At 60.5% G+C, this 19,060-nt stretch carries 18 protein-coding genes and 1 riboswitch; of the genes, 10 read left to right on the top strand and 8 right to left on the bottom strand.

The window, feature by feature from the left end:
• The first annotated feature begins 13 nt into the window (after nt 1-13).
• On the top strand, nt 14-904 hold the full coding sequence (cyoE, locus tag L1073_RS04435) for a heme o synthase (protein WP_246897365.1): 891 nt from the start codon (nt 14-16) through the stop codon (nt 902-904).
• A gap of 71 nt (nt 905-975) precedes the next feature.
• On the opposite strand, the gene thiC is transcribed toward cyoE, so the two are convergent.
• The gene (gene thiC / locus L1073_RS04430) at nt 976-2,889 is read right to left on the bottom strand and encodes a phosphomethylpyrimidine synthase ThiC (RefSeq protein WP_246897131.1); all 1,914 of its coding nucleotides are present in this window, start codon (nt 2,887-2,889) and stop codon (nt 976-978) included.
• Nucleotides 2,890-2,971: 82 nt separating this feature from the next.
• Nucleotides 2,972-3,101, bottom strand: a riboswitch (TPP riboswitch).
• A 124-nt stretch (nt 3,102-3,225) separates the two neighbouring features.
• Here thiC and L1073_RS04425 point away from each other — a divergent pair.
• Nucleotides 3,226-4,107 carry an NAD(P)-dependent oxidoreductase gene (locus tag L1073_RS04425; RefSeq protein ID WP_246897130.1) on the top strand — a complete coding sequence of 294 codons (882 nt, stop codon included), beginning with the start codon at nt 3,226-3,228 and terminating at the stop codon, nt 4,105-4,107.
• Between the two features lie 11 nt (nt 4,108-4,118).
• On the opposite strand, the gene L1073_RS04420 is transcribed toward L1073_RS04425, so the two are convergent.
• The 3 genes from L1073_RS04420 to L1073_RS04410 all read right to left on the bottom strand — a co-directional run bounded on the left by L1073_RS04420 (nt 4,119) and on the right by L1073_RS04410 (nt 6,780).
• Nucleotides 4,119-5,297 carry a PQQ-dependent sugar dehydrogenase gene (locus L1073_RS04420; protein ID WP_246897129.1) on the bottom strand — a complete coding sequence of 393 codons (1,179 nt, stop codon included), beginning with the start codon at nt 5,295-5,297 and terminating at the stop codon, nt 4,119-4,121.
• A 62-nt stretch (nt 5,298-5,359) separates the two neighbouring features.
• Nucleotides 5,360-6,295 carry a lysophospholipid acyltransferase family protein gene (locus L1073_RS04415; protein ID WP_425531566.1) on the bottom strand — a complete coding sequence of 312 codons (936 nt, stop codon included), beginning with the start codon at nt 6,293-6,295 and terminating at the stop codon, nt 5,360-5,362.
• A gap of 101 nt (nt 6,296-6,396) precedes the next feature.
• Complete coding sequence (locus tag L1073_RS04410) at nt 6,397-6,780, bottom strand: VOC family protein (protein WP_246897128.1); 384 nt, start codon at nt 6,778-6,780, stop codon at nt 6,397-6,399.
• Between the two features lie 169 nt (nt 6,781-6,949).
• Between L1073_RS04410 and L1073_RS04405 the strand changes: the two genes are divergently transcribed.
• Complete coding sequence (locus L1073_RS04405; RefSeq protein ID WP_246897127.1) at nt 6,950-7,615, top strand: class I SAM-dependent methyltransferase; 666 nt, start codon at nt 6,950-6,952, stop codon at nt 7,613-7,615.
• Nucleotides 7,616-7,920: 305 nt separating this feature from the next.
• Nucleotides 7,921-8,208, top strand: coding sequence for a hypothetical protein (locus tag L1073_RS04400; RefSeq protein WP_246897126.1), 288 nt, complete (start codon nt 7,921-7,923; stop codon nt 8,206-8,208).
• 145 nt (nt 8,209-8,353) lie between these two features.
• On the opposite strand, the gene folK is transcribed toward L1073_RS04400, so the two are convergent.
• Both folK and folB read right to left on the bottom strand, forming a co-directional pair.
• Entirely contained in the window at nt 8,354-8,872 is a 519-nt protein-coding gene (folK, locus tag L1073_RS04395; protein WP_246897125.1) for a 2-amino-4-hydroxy-6-hydroxymethyldihydropteridine diphosphokinase, read from the bottom strand.
• On the bottom strand, nt 8,869-9,222 hold the full coding sequence (gene folB / locus L1073_RS04390; protein WP_246897124.1) for a dihydroneopterin aldolase: 354 nt from the start codon (nt 9,220-9,222) through the stop codon (nt 8,869-8,871). Before folB ends, folK begins: the two co-directional genes overlap by 4 nt.
• A gap of 151 nt (nt 9,223-9,373) precedes the next feature.
• On the opposite strand from folB, the gene L1073_RS04385 reads away from it, so the two are divergent.
• The gene (locus L1073_RS04385; protein ID WP_246897123.1) at nt 9,374-9,991 is read left to right on the top strand and encodes a glycerol-3-phosphate acyltransferase; all 618 of its coding nucleotides are present in this window, start codon (nt 9,374-9,376) and stop codon (nt 9,989-9,991) included.
• On the opposite strand, the gene tsaD is transcribed toward L1073_RS04385, so the two are convergent.
• On the bottom strand, nt 9,972-11,003 hold the full coding sequence (tsaD, locus tag L1073_RS04380) for a tRNA (adenosine(37)-N6)-threonylcarbamoyltransferase complex transferase subunit TsaD (protein WP_246897122.1): 1,032 nt from the start codon (nt 11,001-11,003) through the stop codon (nt 9,972-9,974). The two genes, L1073_RS04385 and tsaD, sit on opposite strands and share 20 nt — an antisense overlap.
• Nucleotides 11,004-11,233: 230 nt before the next feature.
• Between tsaD and rpsU the strand changes: the two genes are divergently transcribed.
• From rpsU to rpoD, 3 genes are all read left to right on the top strand, one after another.
• Entirely contained in the window at nt 11,234-11,449 is a 216-nt protein-coding gene (gene rpsU, locus L1073_RS04375; protein ID WP_040244373.1) for a 30S ribosomal protein S21, read from the top strand.
• A gap of 152 nt (nt 11,450-11,601) precedes the next feature.
• Entirely contained in the window at nt 11,602-13,446 is a 1,845-nt protein-coding gene (dnaG, locus tag L1073_RS04370; protein WP_246897121.1) for a DNA primase, read from the top strand.
• A 219-nt stretch (nt 13,447-13,665) separates the two neighbouring features.
• Complete coding sequence (gene rpoD / locus L1073_RS04365) at nt 13,666-15,510, top strand: RNA polymerase sigma factor RpoD (RefSeq protein WP_246897120.1); 1,845 nt, start codon at nt 13,666-13,668, stop codon at nt 15,508-15,510.
• A gap of 72 nt (nt 15,511-15,582) precedes the next feature.
• Here the strand turns inward: rpoD and L1073_RS04360 are convergent, their stop codons facing one another.
• A complete protein-coding gene (locus L1073_RS04360; RefSeq protein ID WP_246897118.1) occupies nt 15,583-16,227 on the bottom strand; it encodes a hypothetical protein in 645 nt (214 codons plus the stop codon).
• A gap of 177 nt (nt 16,228-16,404) precedes the next feature.
• Between L1073_RS04360 and L1073_RS04355 the strand changes: the two genes are divergently transcribed.
• Both L1073_RS04355 and L1073_RS04350 read left to right on the top strand, forming a co-directional pair.
• A complete protein-coding gene (locus tag L1073_RS04355; RefSeq protein ID WP_246897116.1) occupies nt 16,405-18,312 on the top strand; it encodes a DUF294 nucleotidyltransferase-like domain-containing protein in 1,908 nt (635 codons plus the stop codon).
• Between the two features lie 7 nt (nt 18,313-18,319).
• Complete coding sequence (locus L1073_RS04350) at nt 18,320-19,045, top strand: 3'-5' exonuclease (protein WP_246897115.1); 726 nt, start codon at nt 18,320-18,322, stop codon at nt 19,043-19,045.
• Nucleotides 19,046-19,060 lie beyond the last annotated feature (15 nt).

The raw sequence follows: 19,060 nt of genomic DNA, 5'->3' as shown, positions 1-19,060 counted from the left end.
GTCGCTCGGCGTGATGCTCAAAAACCCCTACGTCTCCATTACCAAGCCGGGTATCATCTTCGGCAATCTGATCTCCGTGGCCGGGGGCTTTTTCCTCGCTTCCCAGGGAAGCGTGGATGGCATGCTCTTCCTGGCCACGGTCATCGGGATTGCGTTGGTGATTGCGTCCGGGTGCGTGTTCAACAACTACATCGATCGCGATATCGATCGTTTGATGGAGCGCACCCAAGGACGTGTCACGGTCCAGGGACTGATTTCACCCGGTATCACGCTGGCGTACGGCAGTGTGTTGGGCATCGTCGGCTTCTTGACTCTGGTGCTGGGCACCAATGCCTTGGCGACGCTGTTCGCCTTGCTCGGGTTCGTCGTCTATGTCGGGCTTTATAGCCTGTATCTCAAGCGACACTCGGTGTATGGCACCCTGGTGGGCAGCTTGTCGGGCGCGGCGCCTCCGGTAGTTGGCTATTGTGCGGTTAGCGGTCAGTTTGATCTCGGTGCGCTGACACTGCTGTTGATCTTCTGTCTGTGGCAGATGCCTCACTCATATGCCATCGCCATCTTTCGCTATCAGGACTATCGCGCGGCATCGATCCCGGTGCTGCCGGTCACGCATGGTGTGAGGGCGGCTAAGCATTATATCTTCTGGTATATCCTGGCGTTCTTGGGCGCGACCCTGATGCTCACGCTAGCTGGTTACGCCGGTTATGGTTACTTTGCGGTAGCGGCAGCGATGGGGCTTTATTGGCTCGTCATGGCGCTTCGTGGTTACCGCACCGGCGATGATCGTGTGTGGGCCAAGAAGGTGTTCATCTTTTCGATCTTCACCATCACGGCGCTCAGCATCATGATGTCGATCGACTTTCAGGTGACCGATACCGAAGTGCTGATGACCTCGCTGCGCTGATCACGCCTGACGTGCTCGAAATGAAAAGCCACGCCATATAACGGCGTGGCTTTTTTCGTCTCGCGGGCGTGTTAGACCTCGCGATATAAGTGGCCGCCTTGCTCGCGGAACTTCTCCGCTTGCTCTTTCATGCCACGCCTCACTGCCTCTGCGTCGCTTTCAAGTCCGCGTTCGGGGGTGCGGTCCTTGTAAGCATCGCGTACTTCATGGCTGATCTTCATCGAGCAGAACTTGGGCCCACACATCGAGCAGAAGTGCGCCACCTTGGCTGAATCCTTGGGCAGGGTTTCGTCGTGATACGCGCGGGCGGTATCCGGGTCGAGCCCTAGATTGAACTGATCTTCCCAGCGGAATTCGAAACGCGCTTTCGAGAGCGCGTTGTCGCGGCGCTGGGCGGCCGGGTGTCCCTTGGCCAGATCGGCGGCATGTGCCGCGATCTTGTAGGTGATGATGCCGGTCTTGACGTCATCCTTGTTGGGCAGGCCGAGATGCTCCTTGGGGGTGACGTAGCAGAGCATCGCGCAGCCGTACCAGCCGATCATCGCCGCGCCGATACCCGAGGTGATGTGGTCATAGCCCGGCGCAATGTCGGTGGTCAGCGGGCCGAGGGTATAGAAGGGCGCCTCGTCGCACTCCGCGAGCTGCTTGTCCATGTTCTCCTTGATCAGGTGCATGGGCACGTGGCCGGGGCCTTCGATCATCACCTGAACGTCGTGCTTCCAGGCGATCTTGGTCAGCTCGCCGAGGGTTTCGAGTTCAGCGAACTGGGCCGCGTCGTTGGCATCGGCCACCGAACCGGGGCGTAGGCCATCGCCCAGCGAGAACGCCACGTCGTAGCGCTTGCAGATTTCGCAGATATCCTCGAAGTGGGTGTAGAGGAAACTCTCTTCATGGTGGTAGAGACACCACTTGGCCATGATGGAGCCGCCTCGGGAAACGATGCCGGTGACGCGCTCGGCGGTGAGCGGCACGTAGCGCAGCAAGACGCCGGCATGAATGGTGAAGTAATCCACACCCTGCTCGGCTTGCTCGATCAGGGTGTCGCGGAAGATTTCCCAGGTCAGATTCTCGGCGACGCCGCCGACCTTTTCCAGGGCCTGATAGATCGGTACGGTGCCAATGGGCACCGGGGCGTTGCGGACGATCCACTCACGCGTTTCGTGGATGTTGGCCCCGGTGGAGAGGTCCATGATCGTATCCGCGCCCCAGCGGATGCCCCAAGTCATTTTGTCGACCTCGTCCTCGATGGCCGAGCTTACCGCCGAGTTCCCCAGATTGCCGTTGATCTTCACCAGGAAATTACGACCGATGATCATCGGCTCGGTTTCCGGATGGTTGATGTTGCAGGGGATGATCGCGCGGCCTTCGGCCACTTCGCGGCGCACGAACTCCGGGGTGATCTCGTCCGGGAGGCGCGCACCGAACCCTTCGCCCGGATGCTGCTGGCCGAGGATGCGCTCGACTTCCTCGCTGCCTGAGTACGCTGTAGAGAGCGCCTGGCGACGCTGATTCTCGCGGATGGCGATGAATTCCATCTCGGGGGTGACGATGCCCTGACGCGCGTAATGGAGCTGGGTCACGTTCTTACCCGATTTGGCGCGTCGCGGTGTGCGAGTCAGTTCGAAGCGTAACGGGGCGAGCATGGGGTCGTTGGCGCGGCGTCGGCCGTATTCGGACGTGGGGCCGTCGAGGAATTCGGTATCGCTGCGTGCGTCGATCCAGCGACGTCTCAGTTCCGTCAGACCCTTGCGTAGGTCTACCTTCGCGCCGGGATCGGTATAGGGGCCGGAGGTATCGTAGACCAGCAGGGGCGGATTCTCTTCGTCCTGGCCGGAGGTACGGGTCGGTGATAGCGATATCTCGCGGAAAGGTACACGGATATCCGCGCATGAGCCTTCCACGTATATCTTGCGCGAGCCGGGGAGCGCCTGAATGGCGGCCTCGTCGACGTGGGCGGTGTCGGAAAGAAATTGCGGTGATGTCATATGTGCTCCAGGTCATGACGCAAGTCAGGCCGGCGCACAGCGTAGGCGGGAGAAGTAAGCAACGACGGATGATGTTCCGATGCTGCGGACTCCGCTTGATCCCTACGCCGGTACTAGCCGGGTCAGGTTCGTCGGGATCCGTCGTGGCGTCCGCCTTGATGGCGAGCGCAGGACGATCTCAGCCGGTTCCACCGGCACCCCGTCAAGCTGTCGTCTAGAGTCTATCAAGGTATTGGCCGAATGAAATCCCCTGTGCGATGCGTATGACGAGAGGGACGTCAAACCCTCGTTTGCATGCTAATATTCAGGGAAGAACACAGCAAAGGAGGGTTGAACATGAAAGTAGGATTCATTGGTCTGGGGGCCATGGGGCGTGGCATGGCGCAGCAGTTGCTCGAAGCAGGGCATGAGGTCACGGTGTGGAACCGCTCTTCTGAGGCTGCCGAGGCGCTCGCCGAGCAGGGTGCCAAGATCGCCAAGACACCGGCTGACGCGGCACGGCATGAGGTGCTGGTAAGCATGTTGGCGGACGACCAGGCAGCGCATCAGGTGCTGGTGGAGAGCAAAGCCATCGAGGCGATGAAGAAGGGCAGTGTTCACGTCAACATGGCCACGGTGTCGGCGGCTTTCGCCCGTGGCATGGCGGCGCTTCACGAACGTCTGGGCGTCGGCTATGTCGCCGCGCCGGTGCTGGGACGGCCGGACGTCGCAGCGGCGGGCAAGCTCAATATCATCGCCGCCGGCGACACGACGCACATCGAACGGGTAAGGCCCGTGCTCGACGCCATGGGTCAGGCCGTCTGGCCCTTGGGAGAGTCGCCCGAGCGCGCCAATGTGGCGAAAATCGCCGCCAATTTCATGCTCGCCAGTGCCATCGAATCGATGGCCGAGGCCTCGACACTGACCCGTGCATACGGCATCGAGGCCAGCGATTTTCTGGATATCGTCACCAATACGTTGTTCGCCTCGCCGGCTTATCAGGGCTACGGCAAGATGATCGCCGAAGCTCGCTTCGAGCCCGCCGGATTCACGATGCGCCTTGGCCACAAGGATGTCGGGCTGGCCTTGAGCGCGGGTGATGAGCAAAACGTCGCCTTGCCATTGGGTAGCGCGGTCCGCGACCGTTTGCTCGATGCTCTGGCCAATGGCGATGGCGACAAGGATTGGTCGGGACTCGCCGAGGTCGCGGCGCGCCAGGCGCATCTGGACAAGCGCTAGGATTTCTCGGATCAGGGCGTCAGGCGGTACAACCCGGTATCTCCACTGTCGGTGGTGAAATAAAGCGCGCCGTCGCGGTAGGCGATACCGGCGGGGCGTGCCCAGCGTTCGCCGCTTTCCGCCTGGAAGCCGCCGACCAGATCGATCACCTGGCCCTGGCGGCCGTCGTCTTCGAGTCGAATGCCGACGATCTTCGGCGGTCGGCGGGTAGCGCGGCCCCCGGATGCTTGCGTGGCCCAACTGCCATGGATGGCGGTGACCATATCCACCTGCCAGGGATTGTCATCAGGCAGGAAGGTCAGGCCGATGGGAGCGCTACGCGCGGCAAACGTCGCTACTGGCGGCGCGAGCGTGTCACGCCCGGCGGGCGGCGTCGAATTGATGCACTCATCACGCTGCCACTCGCCCTCATTCCATTGATACCACGGCATGCCATGGAAGCTCTCGGCCTCGGCGCGTACCAGTAGTTCGGGCGGTGCTTCGTAGCCCCAATGGTCGGGGCCGTTGTTGTTGAGGTAGAGAGCCCCTTGTGGGCTCCAGGCCATGCCGATGGGGTTGCGTAGTCCGCTAACGTAGGGCGTCCATTCAGGCGTCTCGCGTGTGGGGTCGAGTACCATTACCCCGCCTCGCCGATCCTCGAAGGTTGTGTCCTTGCTGACGTGCTGCGCCGAGCAGTTGCCTTGAAGGCCGAGCGCGACATAGAGCCTGCCGTCGGGCCCCACGGATAATGAGCGCGAAGCGTGGCCGCTACCGCCGGGCAGATCGGCGACGCCCTCGAAATCCGTCTCTGTGACGTCCTGTCCTGGCGAATACGCCGTGCGATAGAGACGCTCGGTGGTCGCTACGTACAAGTAGCCTTCGTGCACCACAGCGCTGTGCGGGTAACCGGGTAGTGAGATCTCTGCATCGACACGGTCATAAGGCGGTTCCAGGCGATACAGGCGCCCCGACTGGGAGCCGATGAACATCTCGTCTTCGGGACCAAAGCTGATCAAGCGGGGTGCACGCAGCGAGACCCGCTTATCGAGCGTGGCACCGCCGGGCACATTGGCTCGTTCCGCGTTGCCGGCAACCTCTACGGGCGTCAGTGCCTGGGCCTGACCGGAGGCGATCATCATGGCCCCCAGCCAGAGGCTGGCAAGCGCCGGTGCGCGTCGTCTCAGGGCCTGGGTAGTGGGATGAAACATCATGCACGACTCCTCGAGAAACTCTCTGGAGCAGTGTAGACAACAATCAGCGACGTGCCCGGGGGTCAGTAGATGCGAAAGCGCTTGAAATCGGGATGCTTGGCGGCTTGTTGCGGGGTCTTGCGGAAGCGCTTGTATTCCCATTGATACTGAGCGGGCTCCAAGGCGATGGCATCTTCCACGCTGGCGTTGACGCCGGTGGCGGAGAGCGTCTCATCGCTCGAGTAGACGCGTTCGTCGGCGGCGAGAAAGTGCAGCGCAAAGCCCTTGCCGTCGGAGAGGCGTCGTGCCACGCCGGTGACGACGCGCGCCTCGGTGCGCGCCACGAGCTTGGGCAGTAAGGTGGCGGTATAGGCCGGACGCTGGAAGAAATCGGCAAAGACGCCGCTTCCCCAGCTCGGCTCCTGGTCGGGGAGGATGCCGACTGCCTCGCAGCGCTTGAGTGCCTTGAGTAGCGAGGCGACACCGCGTGGATTGGTAGGGACCAACTGGGCTCCCATGCGTTCGCGGCCATGGCGGATCACCGGATCGAGCGCGTCGATCTTGGGAGGTTCGTACATGGCGGTGAACGGGAAGTGGCTGGAAAGCCAGAAATTGAGCACTTCCCAATTACCGTAATGCGGTGCCAGCACGATGACGCCACGTCCCTGGGTGCGGGCGTCATCGAGTAGTTCGCGGCCGTACACGGCGCGGATCGAATCTTCGACGCGCTTCGGTGCAGCCATCCAGGCAAACCCCAGCTCGAGCATGGTCGCCGAGGAGTGCGTCAGGCTGTCCCGTGTCAGGCGACGTTGCTGACGTGCTGGCATATCCGGATAGACGTGTCTGAGATTGGTGCGCGTCACGTTTCGTTCGCGGCGGCTGAAGGCGAGAATCAGCGGACCGATCAAACGGGCCAGTTGCCACAGCCGGCGCGGTGTCAAGCGTGCCAGGGTGCGCCACAGCAGAGCGATGGCACGTGCGCGTAAAGGAGAAGGAGCGTCTTCGGACATCGAACTCATGGCATCATCGGTTACGGCGGACGATAGGGCCCGTATTATACAGATTGCGCAGCGTATGCCTGCCCGCACGTGCGTACAATGTCGGCGACCCTCTTGTCAGTTTAGCGGCGCCCGGGGCGTGAAATCTCGATCAGGTTGCCATCTGGGTCGCGTACGTGAAGCGTGTCGGCAGCGCTATGTTCAGCCGGCCCTTTATCCATCGGTACTCCAGCCAACGGTACCCCTAGCGCTTCCAGATGCGTCTTCACCTCTGCCAGGGGTAGGGCACTGCGAAAGCCCATGGTCTGATTGCCTGGCATGGCAGAGTGCATTTTGTCACCCGTGGCCTGGGTAGCGTGCAAGTGCAAGGCGAAATCGTCCAGGTAGAGATCGGTGCGTGTCGCATCGTGGTAGCGTGCCTCGAGCCCCAGCACGCGTGTGTAGAAATCGATGCTGCGCTCGAGGTCGGTGACGTTTACCACCAAATGGTCGATGGCATTGAGCATGGCAGATTGTCCAAAAAAGTGACGGTTGGCCCCCAAGGGGGAAAGACATCATGCACGCTTGAGGTGATCTGTATCCAGTCTAAAGATGCGCAAGTACGTGTCTCGAGAGTGCCGGCCGGTGAAATGCTCGCCGCCGGGTAAATCCATATGCTGAGTCATGCGAGGCTCAATGACAGAACGAGCAACATCGCCGGCGATTACGCCAGCATGCCCCTTGTGTGCCGCGACCCACAGCGTGCCCTCGTCGGGTGCGCCGCCACGCACCTATTATCGCTGCCCGGTTTGTGCCTTGATCTTTGTCGCTCCCGGGGAGCGCCCCTCGGCCGAGGAAGAGCGCGCGGTTTACGATCTCCACGAGAATTCGCCGGACGATCTGGGCTATCGACGCTTCCTGGCGCGCTTGTGCGACCCCTTGCTGGCCCGTCTGCCGCCCGCTTCGCAAGGGCTCGATTTCGGTTGCGGGCCGGGGCCGACATTATCGGTCATGCTGGAGGAGGCCGGTCATCACATGACGGTCTTCGATCCTTTCTATGCGCCGTACCCCGAACGTTTGGCACGCAATTACGACGTCATCACCGCCAGTGAGGTGGTCGAGCATCTGCATGCGCCGGGGCAGGTATTGTCCGACTTGATCGCGCGACTGCGGCGCGGCGGCTGGTTGGGCATCATGACCCAGCGCAGCGATGGCGTCACCGACCTTACCCGCTGGCGTTACATGCGTGATTCGACGCATGTCTGCTTCTTTGCCAAGCGCAGCTTTGACTACCTCGCCGAACAGCATGGGCTGACGGTGACGTTTCCGCGTAACGATGTAGTGCTGTTGCAGCGCCGATGACGGTTAGCCTGAAGATCCTGCGGCCGCGTCGAGTCAGGGATTGTCAGCAGGTTTCGATTACGAAAAATATTAGGACTTAGAGGATGAGCATTCCCTTTTTTGGCTTTAGAGGCTTTGGTAGGGATGTCTTTTAAATCTCGTATACAGCACGTCAAGCAAGAAAAATCACTGGAATATACTTGTTAGAGCCGCATAGCTTTCGGCTATAGGGGCAATTGTTAGATTCATTATTGCGTTTATTGTTAGCTTGCTATATAGTTTACTCAACGTTCGCAAGCGAACATGAACACGCAAGGAGATCTATCATGCAAGTACGTACCCTTATTGCCGCCATCGCACTCGCCGCTCTGCCGGTTGCCGCTCAAGCCAGCATCGCTTCCAGCGAAGCGCTACAGGTCAACCATGAAGCACTGCAGACCGACCAGAGTGCCGATCAGGCATCCGTGAGCTTCCAGGAGCTCGATACCTCTGGCGCCGACAGCGCGGCCCTCGCCAAGGCGCAGCACTACATTTCAGAGCACAACACCCAGCAGACCAATCTGCCCAGCGATACGCAGGATCAATCGAAGATCGGTCATCGCGCTGACTGGTAAGAGGTGTTTGACGGCGTTGTCTAGGCGCCGTCTGTGCAGGTATGTAAAAGCCACCCGCCTTTCGAGGCGGGTGGCTTTTATTGTGCCGGTGGCAGGGAGATTCAAGCGTCACGCAATGTGCATCAACCGGCCTGACTTCGGGGCGTCAATCCGGGCAAGAGATCGTATGGCCACGCCAAGTTAAAGCCACAGGCCATAGGTGTTGGTCGCCGTTCGTGAACGCGGCCCACAGCGCAGCATAAGAGTGTCCGACTTCGGGATGCGGGGTCTCCGGCAGCAGTTCGGCGAGTGGCTGCAACACGAACGCGTGGTGGAGGATCTCGTCACGCGGGAGATCGACGCCTTCTATATGGCCGCATCGGTCGCCCACTGTGAGCAAGTCGATATCCAGGGTGCGTGGGCTGAACTTGGGGCTGCCTGGCAGGCGCCCGTTGTCGGCTTCGATCTGCTTGCACCAGGCTTGTAGCTTGCCGACCGAAAGAGTGGAGTGGAACGCCGCGACGAGGTTGTAAAAATTGCGCCCGTCCTCGAAGCCGACCGGTTCGCTTTCGAAGACGCGCGATACTTGCACGTCTCCGAAGGTGTCGGCGAGGGCGTCAAGGCAGGCGAGAACGTGGCGTTCGCGGTCGATATTGCTGCCGATGCTGACGGTCACCTGTGTCATGCCTGCCCCCGTGTGATACGCACGCCTACGCTGGCGGCATTGGCGACTGCATCAGGCTTGCGGACGGTCAGGCTGAGCCAGGCGATGGCGAATTCCTGGCGCAGGGCCTCGGCCAAGCGTTCGGCAAAGGTTTCGACCAGCGCGAATTGATGGGCCTCGGCGAAGGTCCCAATACGCTCGCTGATGGCGGCGTAGTCGAGTGTCAGTTGGATATCGTCCCGCTCCGCAGCGGGACAGATGTCGGTCGCCAGTTCGAGATCCAGCCGCAGCCGCTGGCGTAAGGTGCGTTCCCAGTCGTAGACACCGATGACAGTATCCACTTCCAGTGCCTCGATCAGCACGTGATCCACGGCGTATCCTCATTAGGTCGGGCATTCATGCGGCGAAGCTTCGTCAGTACTTCGCGGCGTTGCATACCTTAGATTGTACGTCATGGAGGTGGCAGAATCATGGGCGAGGCCTATGCATCGGTGTCGCCCGCGCCATGAAGGAGTCCAGCCCATGTCTCCAGTCTTGCCTATCGCTACCTTAGTGGTTGCCGGTTATTTGAGCGGTTCGCTGCTCGGCGCCGTCTGGGTGTGTCGTGCGCTGGGGCGTCGCGATCCGCGTTACGCAGGGTCGTGCAACCCGGGGTTTTCGAATGTTCTGCGTGTGCATGGGGCGGCGCCGGCGGCCTTGACCCTGATGGTCGATGCGGTCAAGGCCATGCCGGTGTTGTGGATAGCACAGCGCGAGGCATTGCCGCTGTGGATACAGGGCGCAATAGGACTGTCGGTACTGGTGGGGCACAGCTATCCAGCGTGGCATCGTGGGCGCGGTGGCAAGGCCGTGGCGAGTGCTTTCGGCGTGCTGCTGATGATCGCCACGCCAGTGGCCTGGGCCTGCGCGCTGTGCTGGGTGCTCCTGGCCTGGTTTTCACGCACTGCGGCGGTGGCATCTCTGGCTGCGGCGCTGCTTGCCCCCTTGGCCAGTTACTGGCTGGCGCGCGAGGCGACGCTGGTGGTGAGCGCCTTTTCGGCGTTGGTACTGGTACGCCATGCCTGGAACATTCGTTGCCTGGGACGTGGTGGTACCTCCGACTTGAAACACGAGGATGAGATCAAGCCGCCGGAGGAATGAGCGTCGCCAGCGGCCAGCGTGGCGTTGCCTGCATGGTCGCGTCGTCGCGTTCACCGGCGAGCAGGCGTTGCGCGCCGACGTAGGCGATCATCGCCCCGTTGTCCGTGCAGAAGCGTCCACGCGGATAGAAGGCCTGTGCCTGGCGCTTGGAGGTTTCACGGTCGAGACGTTCGCGCAGGCGATGATTGGCGCTGACGCCACCGGCTACCACGAGTCGCTTGAGTCCTGTGGCATCGAGGGCGCGGCGACACTTGATGACTAGCGTATCGACGACGGCTTCCTCGAAGGCGCGGGCGATGTCGGCGCGGTCCTGAGCGCTCAGGGAGCCGGCTTCCTGGAGCTTTCTGGCGGTGGTCAGCGTGTGCGTCTTGAGTCCGGAGAAGCTGAAGTCGAGCCCCGGCCGGTCGGTCATGGGGCGCGGGAAACGAAACCGCGTGGGATCGCCACCTTCGGCGAGCTTGGCCACTTGTGGGCCGCCGGGGTAGGCTAGGTCGAGCATCTTGGCGGCCTTGTCGAAGGCTTCGCCGGCGGCATCGTCGACCGACTCGCCGAGCAGACGATAGCGTCCGAGACCATGGACTTCGACGAGCTGGGTGTGCCCGCCCGAGACCAGCAACGCCACGAATGGAAAGTCAGGCGGCGTGTCCTCGAGCATCGGCGCCAGCAAATGCCCCTCCATGTGATGCACGCCGAGTACCGGGATGCCCCAGGCGCGAGCCAGACCGTGTGCGGTCGAGGCGCCCACCATCAGGGCGCCGACCAGTCCGGGCCCGGCCGTGTAGGCGATGGCGTCGAGCTCCGCGCCGTCAAGCGCGGCATCGTCGAGCACCTGGCGAATCAGCGGCAGCAATTTGCGAGTATGATCGCGCGAGGCGAGTTCCGGTACCACGCCGCCGAATTCGGCATGCATCGCCATTTGGCTATGCAGCGCATCGGCGAGCAGGCCGCGCTCGGTATCATAGATGGCGACGCCGGTTTCGTCGCAGGAGGTCTCGATGCCCAATACCCGCATGTGTCGTCATTCCCCGCTATCCCGTGAAGCCCATCATTCTACGCTTTTCGCGGCATGCGTGGCAGGGGCGGAGGTAAAGGCTTTGCAAAGCGATCTTATGGTGACTAGAATACTGTGTTCTGCAAGACTGGGTCGTGCACTCGTCATGCCGTTCGGCATAAGCCGAACATGGTCTGACTAGGTGTGCGTTCAATCCGAACTCATCTTTCTTCAAGGTAGGTGATTGGTTAATGCCTTCTGTAAAAGTACGTGACAACGAGCCGTTCGACGTCGCCCTGCGGCGTTTCAAACGTTCTTGCGAAAAAGGCGGCGTTCTCTCCGAAGTTCGTCGTCGTGAGACCTATGAAAAGCCGACCGCAGTGCGCAAGCGCAAGGCAGCTGCGGCGGTCAAGCGTCATGCCAAGAAGCTGCAGCGCGAGCGCAAGCGTTTCGAACGGCTGTATTGATCCGTACTAGAAGTGACTTCGGTCGCTTCTTAGAGGGACGCCAAGCGGCTGCCATCGGGTGGCCGCTTGTTTTTCCCACCCCGCTGTTTCCGCGATGCCTGGCTCCGTGATTTCCGCGATACAGACAACGTTTCGTCGAGCGCTACCCCGCCATGGCTGGACAGATACCCCAACGCTTCATCGATGATTTGCTGGCCCGCACCGATGTAGTCGAGGTCGTCGGTGAACGCGTTCAGCTCAAGAAGGCTGGTCGCAACTACTCAGGCTTGTGTCCCTTCCATCAGGAAAAATCGCCGTCGTTCACCGTGAGTGCCGAAAAGCAGTTCTATCACTGTTTCGGCTGCGGTGTGCATGGCAATGCGCTGCGCTTCTTGATGGAGTTCGACCATTTGCGCTTTCCTGAGGCGGTCGAGCAGTTGGCGTCGCGATTGGGGCTGGACGTGCCTCGTGAGGGTGATGACGATCCGCGCGCCCAGCAGCGCGAGCAGCGTCGCGAAGAGGCGGTCAATCTGCTCGAGTTGTCGGCGAGCTTCTTTCGAGAGCGCCTGGCGATGCCTGAGGGCCGTGACGCGCGCGATTATCTCGAGCGTCGCGGGTTGTCCGAAGATATCGTACGCGAGTTCGGGATCGGCTTTGCCCCGGACAAGTGGGAAGCGCTCAAGCGACACTTGGGTGAGCGCGGCATCAGCGATGCGGTACAGATCGAATACGGATTGTTGGTGCATCGCGAAGATTCTGGGCGCAGCTACGACCGCTTTCGCGACCGCGTCATGTTCCCGATTCGCGATTGGAAGGGGCGCACCATCGCCTTCGGCGGGCGTGTGCTCGGCGACGCCAAGCCCAAGTACCTGAATTCGCCCGAGACGCCGGTATTCCACAAGGGACGCGAGCTATATGGCCTCTATGAGGCGCGTCAGGCCAACTCGCGGCTGGAACGCATGCTGGTCGTCGAGGGGTACATGGATGTCGTGGCGTTGGCCCAGTTCGGGATTCGCAACGCCTGCGCAACCCTGGGCACCTCGCTTAGCGAAGATCATTTGCAGCGTCTGTTTCGCCTCGTCGGGGAGGTGGTGTTCTGTTTCGATGGCGATCAGGCCGGACGCCAGGCGGCACGCCGTGCGCTGGAGACGGTGCTGCCGTCGATGATCGACGGGCGCCAGGTGCGCTTTCTGTTCCTTCCCGAAGGCGAGGATCCGGACACCCTGATACGGCGTGAAGGCACCGAGGCCTTCGAGAATCGGGTATTGTGCGCCGCGCCTCTTTCGGAGTTTCTCTTCGACCAGGCGGCGGAGGGGCGTGACCTCAAGCACATCGAGGAGCGCGAGCGTTTCGTCACCACGGTGTTGCGCGCCTTGGAGCGTCTGCCGGAAGGTGTGTTGAAATCGCTGTTGCTACGCGAACTCTCGCAGCGCACGGGCGTCGAACAAGCAAACTTTCAGGCATTGCTGGCGCGTGCCGATAAGACACATGAGGCCGATGATGCCGGCCTCACCGACGCGTCGGAGGATGCGTCTTCCGAGGCTGCGTCCTCCAGGGGAAATGCCTCTGGTGGGCGGCGCGGCGCCTTGAGCCTTGTCGGTCGATTGTTGCATTTGTTGGTCCATGAGCCTGGTTTAGTGAACCGCCTGCCCGAGTCGCTCGATTGGTGTCCCGACGACGAGGGTGACGGTGCCTTGTGTCATGAAGTGGTGCGCTTGATCCGTGCGGGTGGCTATCGCAACGCGCAGGTCTTGCTGGCGCATTTTCATGGCACGCCCGAAGGGGAGCGACTAGCCTGGCTGGCGCGTCGGGAGCTATTGATGCCACGTGACGCACGCGGTGCCGAGGTGGAAAGTCTGGTCGACGGGTTGCGTCAACGTCACTCGCAGCGTTCGCCGCAGGAAGAGTACGAAGCCCTGTTGGCCCGTGTGCAGGCAGGGGAGTGTCTGTCCAGAGAAGAGCGCCAGCAGTTGAATGAGCTGCTGATGGAGTTGAAGGGCGGTGCTCGTCCAACATGATGGTCGTGATGAAGATGCCTGCCGCGACGGGTTGAATTGGCGCAAAACGTCGCCATTTACTAGGCAATATCGAAAAGGGTAGCCGAACACACTAGCACACCTGGATGACAAGACAAATACGACACTGGCAGTAAAATGTCCTTAGCGGCTATACTGGCAGGCTTAGCAGCGTTTCGATCCGTTCGCTTCCAGGTGCTCCATTGTCGAGATAGGGTTTCTATGGCTGGAAATACGCAGCAGTCACGTCTGAAGGAGTTGATCGCCCAGGGTAAGGAGCAAGGCTTCCTGACCTATGCGGAGGTCAATGACCACCTTCCCGAGGATATCGCCGATCCCGATCAGGTGGAAGACATCATCGCGATGATCAACGACATGGGTATCAGCGTCGTCGAGGAAGCACCTGACGAAGATACCCTGATGATGTCCGACCAATCTGCCGATGAGTCGGCGGCGGAAGAAGCCGTTGCTGCCTTGGCGGCGGTCGAGAGCGATGTCGGGCGCACCACCGACCCTGTGCGCATGTATATGCGCGAGATGGGCACGGTAGGGTTGTTGACGCGCGAAGGCGAGATCGAGATCGCCAAGCGCATCGAGGAGGGCACCCGCGAGGTGATGTCCTCGCTGGCTTATCTGCCGGGGGCCGTGGATTCCGTCCTCGATGCCTACGATGCCACCCAGGACGAGGAAGCGCCGGGACGGCTTTCCGATTTGTTCTCAGGCTTCATCGATCCCGACGAAGGGATTCCCGGTGTGGCCGAGGCAGAGGTGCCTGGGCCGGAACCCGAGCCAAGCGCCGCAGATGGCGACGTCTCCGAGGATGACGACGAGGCCGAAGAAGAAGAAACCGGCGGCGGTCCGGATCCCGAGGAAGCGAAGGCGCGTTTCGAGCAGATTCGCGAACAGAACGAACGTGCCAAGGCCGCGATCGACAAGCATGGCCTGGGGTCGTCGGAGGCGAATAAAGAGCAGGAGCGTCTTGCCGAGCTGTTCTCGCCGATCAAACTGGTGCCCAAGCATTTCGAGCGTCTGGTGGGGCAGGTCCGCATCAGCATCGAGCAGGTCCGCAGCCAGGAAAAGGCTATCATGCAGGTCTTTGTGAAGCAGGCCAAGGTGCCGCGCAAGACCTTCATCGGCTCTTTTCCCGGCGCCGAGTCCGACCTCGAATGGCTGGACCGTTTCAAGGCCAAGCATGCCAAGTACGCCGAGCGTCTCGAGCCGTTCCGTGCCGATATTCTGCGTGCCCAGCGCAAGATCGGCTTCGAGGAAGAGATGGTGCGTTTGCCGGTCACGAACATCAAAGAGGTCAATCGCCGCTTGTCGATCGGCGAGGCCAAGGCGCGTCGTGCCAAGAAGGAAATGGTTGAGGCCAACCTGCGCTTGGTAATCTCGATCGCCAAGAAGTACACCAACCGCGGCCTGCAGTTCCTGGATCTCATTCAGGAAGGCAATATCGGGTTGATGAAGGCGGTAGATAAGTTCGAATATCGCCGTGGCTACAAGTTCTCGACGTATGCCACCTGGTGGATTCGCCAGGCGATTACGCGCTCCATCGCCGACCAGGCACGCACCATTCGTATTCCGGTGCACATGATCGAGACCATCAACAAGCTCAACCGTGTCTCGCGCCAGATGCTGCAGGAAATGGGCCGCGAGCCGACGCCGGAAGAGCTGGGCGAACGCCTCGAGATGCCGGAAGACAAGGTCCGCAAGGTACTCAAGATCGCCAAGGAACCGATCTCCATGGAAACGCCGATCGGCGACGATGACGACTCGCATCTCGGTGATTTCATCGAGGATGGCACCATGCTGCTGCCGATCGACTTGGCCACCGGTGAGGGGTTGATCGAGGCGACTCGCAACGTGCTGGGCGGTTTGACGGCGCGCGAAGCCAAGGTGCTACGCATGCGCTTCGGGATCGACATGAACACCGACCACACGTTGGAAGAGGTCGGTAAGCAGTTCGATGTAACGCGTGAGCGCATCCGCCAGATCGAAGCCAAGGCGCTGCGTAAGCTGCGTCATCCGTCGCGTTCCGAGCCGCTGCGCACGTTCCTCGACGAGTGAACCAGGCGCGAGCCAAAAACCCGCGAGATCACTCGCGGGTTTTTTTATGCGCCACGTATGAAAGCGACCATGTCAGCTATGATGGCGGAAGCGCCGACGCACTAGTAGCACCAGCTCGATGCAGGCGAAGAAGAGCAGCATATAGCCGGCAAGTTCGGTGACCTCCTCGGCGGCATCCTTGATGACGCGCTGAAAGTGATCGCCGAGCATGGCCTCCCAGAACGTGGAACGGCCATAAAGGCGCGAGAAGACATAAGTTGTAAGGAAGCCAGCGGTGAACATCCCGAAGCCAAGGCTGTTGGAGATCGATTTGAACTCCTCGGTGAAGGCATGCCGATGGCGAATCACCACGAACAGTGTCGGCAGCACGATTAAGGTCACGATGACCTGCCAGGCACCGTCGAAGACGTAGCTGTCCAGCCAGGCGTCGTTTTCTCGAACGAAGGATGCGAACATGAAGGCACCGAGCAACAGGCTGACATTGGGAATGGCATCGGGACGGCGGTATATGTAGAGCATCAACAACGCGCCCAGCAGCAGCAATGTCGACTGCGTGAGTTCGGTCAATGACGTCTCGGAAAATCGGTCGACGCCGGATTGAGCGTCCAACATGACTAACTGCATGATGCCGGCGACGATCAAGATATAGCACAGTGCGCGAAGGCAGGTCGCCTTGAAGCTGATCGTGACTTCGGGAGGCAGGGGCGAATGCGTCATACGGAGTCTCTAGCGTGGGTCGAAGCGACGGTGATTAGGGTATCGATTGATGTTGAATATTAGCAAGAAAACGACTCTTAAGAAACACCGTTTCCAATCTTCAGGATAGTCCTTTACAGAACTCGAGTGGAATCTCAGACTAACGGTATTGTCCTACTATTGCCGGAGAGCGGTCGCATGCAAGTAGAATTGCTGGAGATTCGTCAGCACATGGCGCAGTTTCCGCCCTTCGAGCAGTTGTCTGACGACTTGCTCGATGAGCTGGCCGGTCAGGTCGAGGTCGGGTACTTCCAGGCCGAGACCGATATTTACCGCCATGGGGATGCCGTCGAGTATCTTCACTACATCCGTAGTGGCGCTATCGATCTTTATCGCCGCAACGGTGATCTTTACAACCGTCTCAGCGAAGGCGATGTTTTCGGCCAGTTCGACCTGCTCAGGGACCGCCTCGTGCGTTTCCCGGCCCGGGCGATCGAAGACACGCTGATCTACTTCATTCCCTTCGCGACGTTTCAACACTTGTGCGAAGCGGACGATAACTTCGCCGATTTCGTCGAGGTCGAGCGCCCGCGCCTGGAGTCCACCGTCGACCAGCAGCGCAAGGGTCACGAAATGCTGGTGACGCGGGTGCGCAAGCTGGTTTCCCGGGCCCCGGTGATGGTGGAAAACGATGCCACTGTGCAGGAGGCAGCGCAGCGTATGGGCGAGCACAGCGCATCTTCGGTGCTGGTGCTGGCGATGCCGCAAGTGCCGGATGACTCGCACGCCTTCACGCATGTGGACGGGCAACTGCGCCGTATGGTCGGTATCCTCACCGACCATGACCTGCGTAACCGTGTTCTGGCCGAAGGACGGCCGGCGAGCACCACTGTAGGAGAGCTGATCGAAGGACGCCCGATCACCATTCAGTCCGACGAGTCGGTGTATGAAGCGATGCTGCGCATGCTGCGCAATAATATTCATCACCTGCCGGTCCTTCATCGGCGGCGCCCGGTCGGCGTATTACATCTATCCGATATCGTGCGCCACGAGACCAACAGTAGCTTGTATCTGGTGGACAATATCTTCCGCCAATCCAATGTCGAGGGGCTGGCCGCGTTGAGACGCGATGTGCGCGCAGCGTTCGTGCGCATGGTCAACGAAGACGACAATTCGCAGATGGTGGGCAGTTCGTTGTCGAGCATCGGACGCGCGTTTACACGCCGCTTGCTGGAGCTTGCCGAGGAAGAACTGGGGCCGCCCCCGGTGCCATATTGTTTCATGGTGCTGGGGTCGATGGCGCGCAATGAGCAGTCCATCGTCACCGACCAGGACAATGCCTTGGTGCTCGATGACAGTTTCGACCCTGAGCAGCATGACGCCTACTTTCTGGCATTGGCGCAACGTGTCAGTGATGGGCTGGCGGCTTGCGGTTACAGCTATTGCAAGGGTGATGTCATGGCGACCAATTCGCGTTGGCGCCAGCCGTTGCGCGTGTGGCAGCAATATTTCCGTGACTGGATCGACGATCCCAGTGCCGAGCGTTTGCTGCATAGCTCCATTTTTTTCGATCTCGATAGCGTTTATGGCGACGAGGCCTTCGTCGAGCGCCTGCAAGATCTTGTCGCCGAACGCGCCTCCCAGCGTCCGCACTTTTTGGCCGCGATGGCGCGCAATGCGCTGAATCGTACGCCCCCGCTCGGGTTCTTCCGCACCTTCGTGATGGAAAAGGATGGTGAGCAGAACAACACGATCAATCTCAAGCGACGCGGTACGGCGCCCTTGGTTGATCTGATCCGTGTACATGCGCTGGCCTGCGGCTCGCGGGCACAGAATTCCTTCGACCGTCTTGAGGATATCAACAAGACTCGCTTGCTCGCGGGTCATTCCGGCGAGCGGATTCGCTACGCCCTGGAATTTATCGCCATGGTGCGTATTCGTCACCAGGTCATCGATATCCAGGAAGAGCGCAAACCGGACAATAACATCGAGCCCGAAAACGTCTCTGATAACGAGCGCCACAATCTCAAGGATGCCTTCCAGGTTCTGAGCAACGCACAGAAGTTCCTGAAGTTCCGTTATCCCATGCCTTCTCAGAAACGCTGATATTCGAATGAAGCCACTGTTACCACGCCGATACCCGGCGCCGCCGACATGGGCGGACTATTTCACGGCGCGTCGCGAGAAAACGCGTGATACGGCACTGGAACGCTACTTCGATGTCGGCGTACCTTCACCTGAGACGCCCATCAGTGATGTGCCGATGTTGGCCATGGACATGGAAACCACCGGCCTCGACGAGCAGCGTCACGCCATCGTCAGTATCGGCGTAGTGCCTTTCGACCTGCAGCGTATCCGGCTCGCCGAGCGGCGTTACTGGATCGTGAGGCCGCCGCGTCCCCTCGATGAGCGCTCGATCACCTTTCACCATATTACCCATAGCGAGATCGAGCAGGCGCCCGATCTCGACGAGGTGCTCGATGAGTTATTGGCCGCGATGGCCGGACGCATCGTCGTGGTGCATTATCGCCATATCGAGCGCACCTTCTTGAATGCCGCCGTCAAGGCACGGCGTGTCGAGGGGATTCATTTTCCGGTGATTGACACCATGTCGCTTGAGGCGCGTCTGCATCGTCAGTCGTGGTGGGCACGTCTTAGGCGCTGGCTGGGGCGTCCGCCGGCGTCGATTCGCCTACCCGATAGTCGCACGCGTTATGGCCTGCCGCCTTATCAGGCACATCATGCATTGATCGATGCACTGGCGACTGCCGAATTGCTGCAAGCTCAGATCGCGCATCGCTACAGCCCCGAAACGCCGCTGAGCGAGATCTGGAGCTAGTCAGGCGGACGTTGC

It is taken from the genome of Chromohalobacter nigrandesensis, from assembly GCF_023061285.1.
GTDB lineage: Bacteria > Pseudomonadota > Gammaproteobacteria > Pseudomonadales > Halomonadaceae > Chromohalobacter > Chromohalobacter nigrandesensis.
This window is presented reverse-complemented; position numbering and strand designations above follow the sequence as displayed.

Bases quoted from the DNA above. Each gene is read 5' to 3' on its own strand.
- L1073_RS04385 (WP_246897123.1), top strand. From the start codon at position 9,374: ATGTCTCCAGTCTTGCCTATCGCTACCTTAGTGGTTGCCGGTTATTTG.
- folK (WP_246897125.1), bottom strand. From the start codon at position 8,872: ATGACACAGGTGACCGTCAGCATCGGCAGCAATATCGACCGCGAACGC.
- L1073_RS04355 (WP_246897116.1), top strand. From the start codon at position 16,405: ATGCAAGTAGAATTGCTGGAGATTCGTCAGCACATGGCGCAGTTTCCG.
- L1073_RS04425 (WP_246897130.1), top strand. From the start codon at position 3,226: ATGAAAGTAGGATTCATTGGTCTGGGGGCCATGGGGCGTGGCATGGCG.
- rpoD (WP_246897120.1), top strand. From the start codon at position 13,666: ATGGCTGGAAATACGCAGCAGTCACGTCTGAAGGAGTTGATCGCCCAG.
- L1073_RS04350 (WP_246897115.1), top strand. From the start codon at position 18,320: ATGAAGCCACTGTTACCACGCCGATACCCGGCGCCGCCGACATGGGCG.
- cyoE (WP_246897365.1), top strand. From the start codon at position 14: ATGCTCAAAAACCCCTACGTCTCCATTACCAAGCCGGGTATCATCTTC.
- L1073_RS04415 (WP_425531566.1), bottom strand. From the start codon at position 6,295: ATGAGTTCGATGTCCGAAGACGCTCCTTCTCCTTTACGCGCACGTGCC.
- L1073_RS04405 (WP_246897127.1), top strand. From the start codon at position 6,950: ATGACAGAACGAGCAACATCGCCGGCGATTACGCCAGCATGCCCCTTG.
- dnaG (WP_246897121.1), top strand. From the start codon at position 11,602: ATGGCTGGACAGATACCCCAACGCTTCATCGATGATTTGCTGGCCCGC.
- thiC (WP_246897131.1), bottom strand. From the start codon at position 2,889: ATGACATCACCGCAATTTCTTTCCGACACCGCCCACGTCGACGAGGCC.
- L1073_RS04410 (WP_246897128.1), bottom strand. From the start codon at position 6,780: ATGCTCAATGCCATCGACCATTTGGTGGTAAACGTCACCGACCTCGAG.
- L1073_RS04400 (WP_246897126.1), top strand. From the start codon at position 7,921: ATGCAAGTACGTACCCTTATTGCCGCCATCGCACTCGCCGCTCTGCCG.
- L1073_RS04360 (WP_246897118.1), bottom strand. From the start codon at position 16,227: ATGACGCATTCGCCCCTGCCTCCCGAAGTCACGATCAGCTTCAAGGCG.
- L1073_RS04420 (WP_246897129.1), bottom strand. From the start codon at position 5,297: ATGATGTTTCATCCCACTACCCAGGCCCTGAGACGACGCGCACCGGCG.
- rpsU (WP_040244373.1), top strand. From the start codon at position 11,234: ATGCCTTCTGTAAAAGTACGTGACAACGAGCCGTTCGACGTCGCCCTG.
- tsaD (WP_246897122.1), bottom strand. From the start codon at position 11,003: ATGCGGGTATTGGGCATCGAGACCTCCTGCGACGAAACCGGCGTCGCC.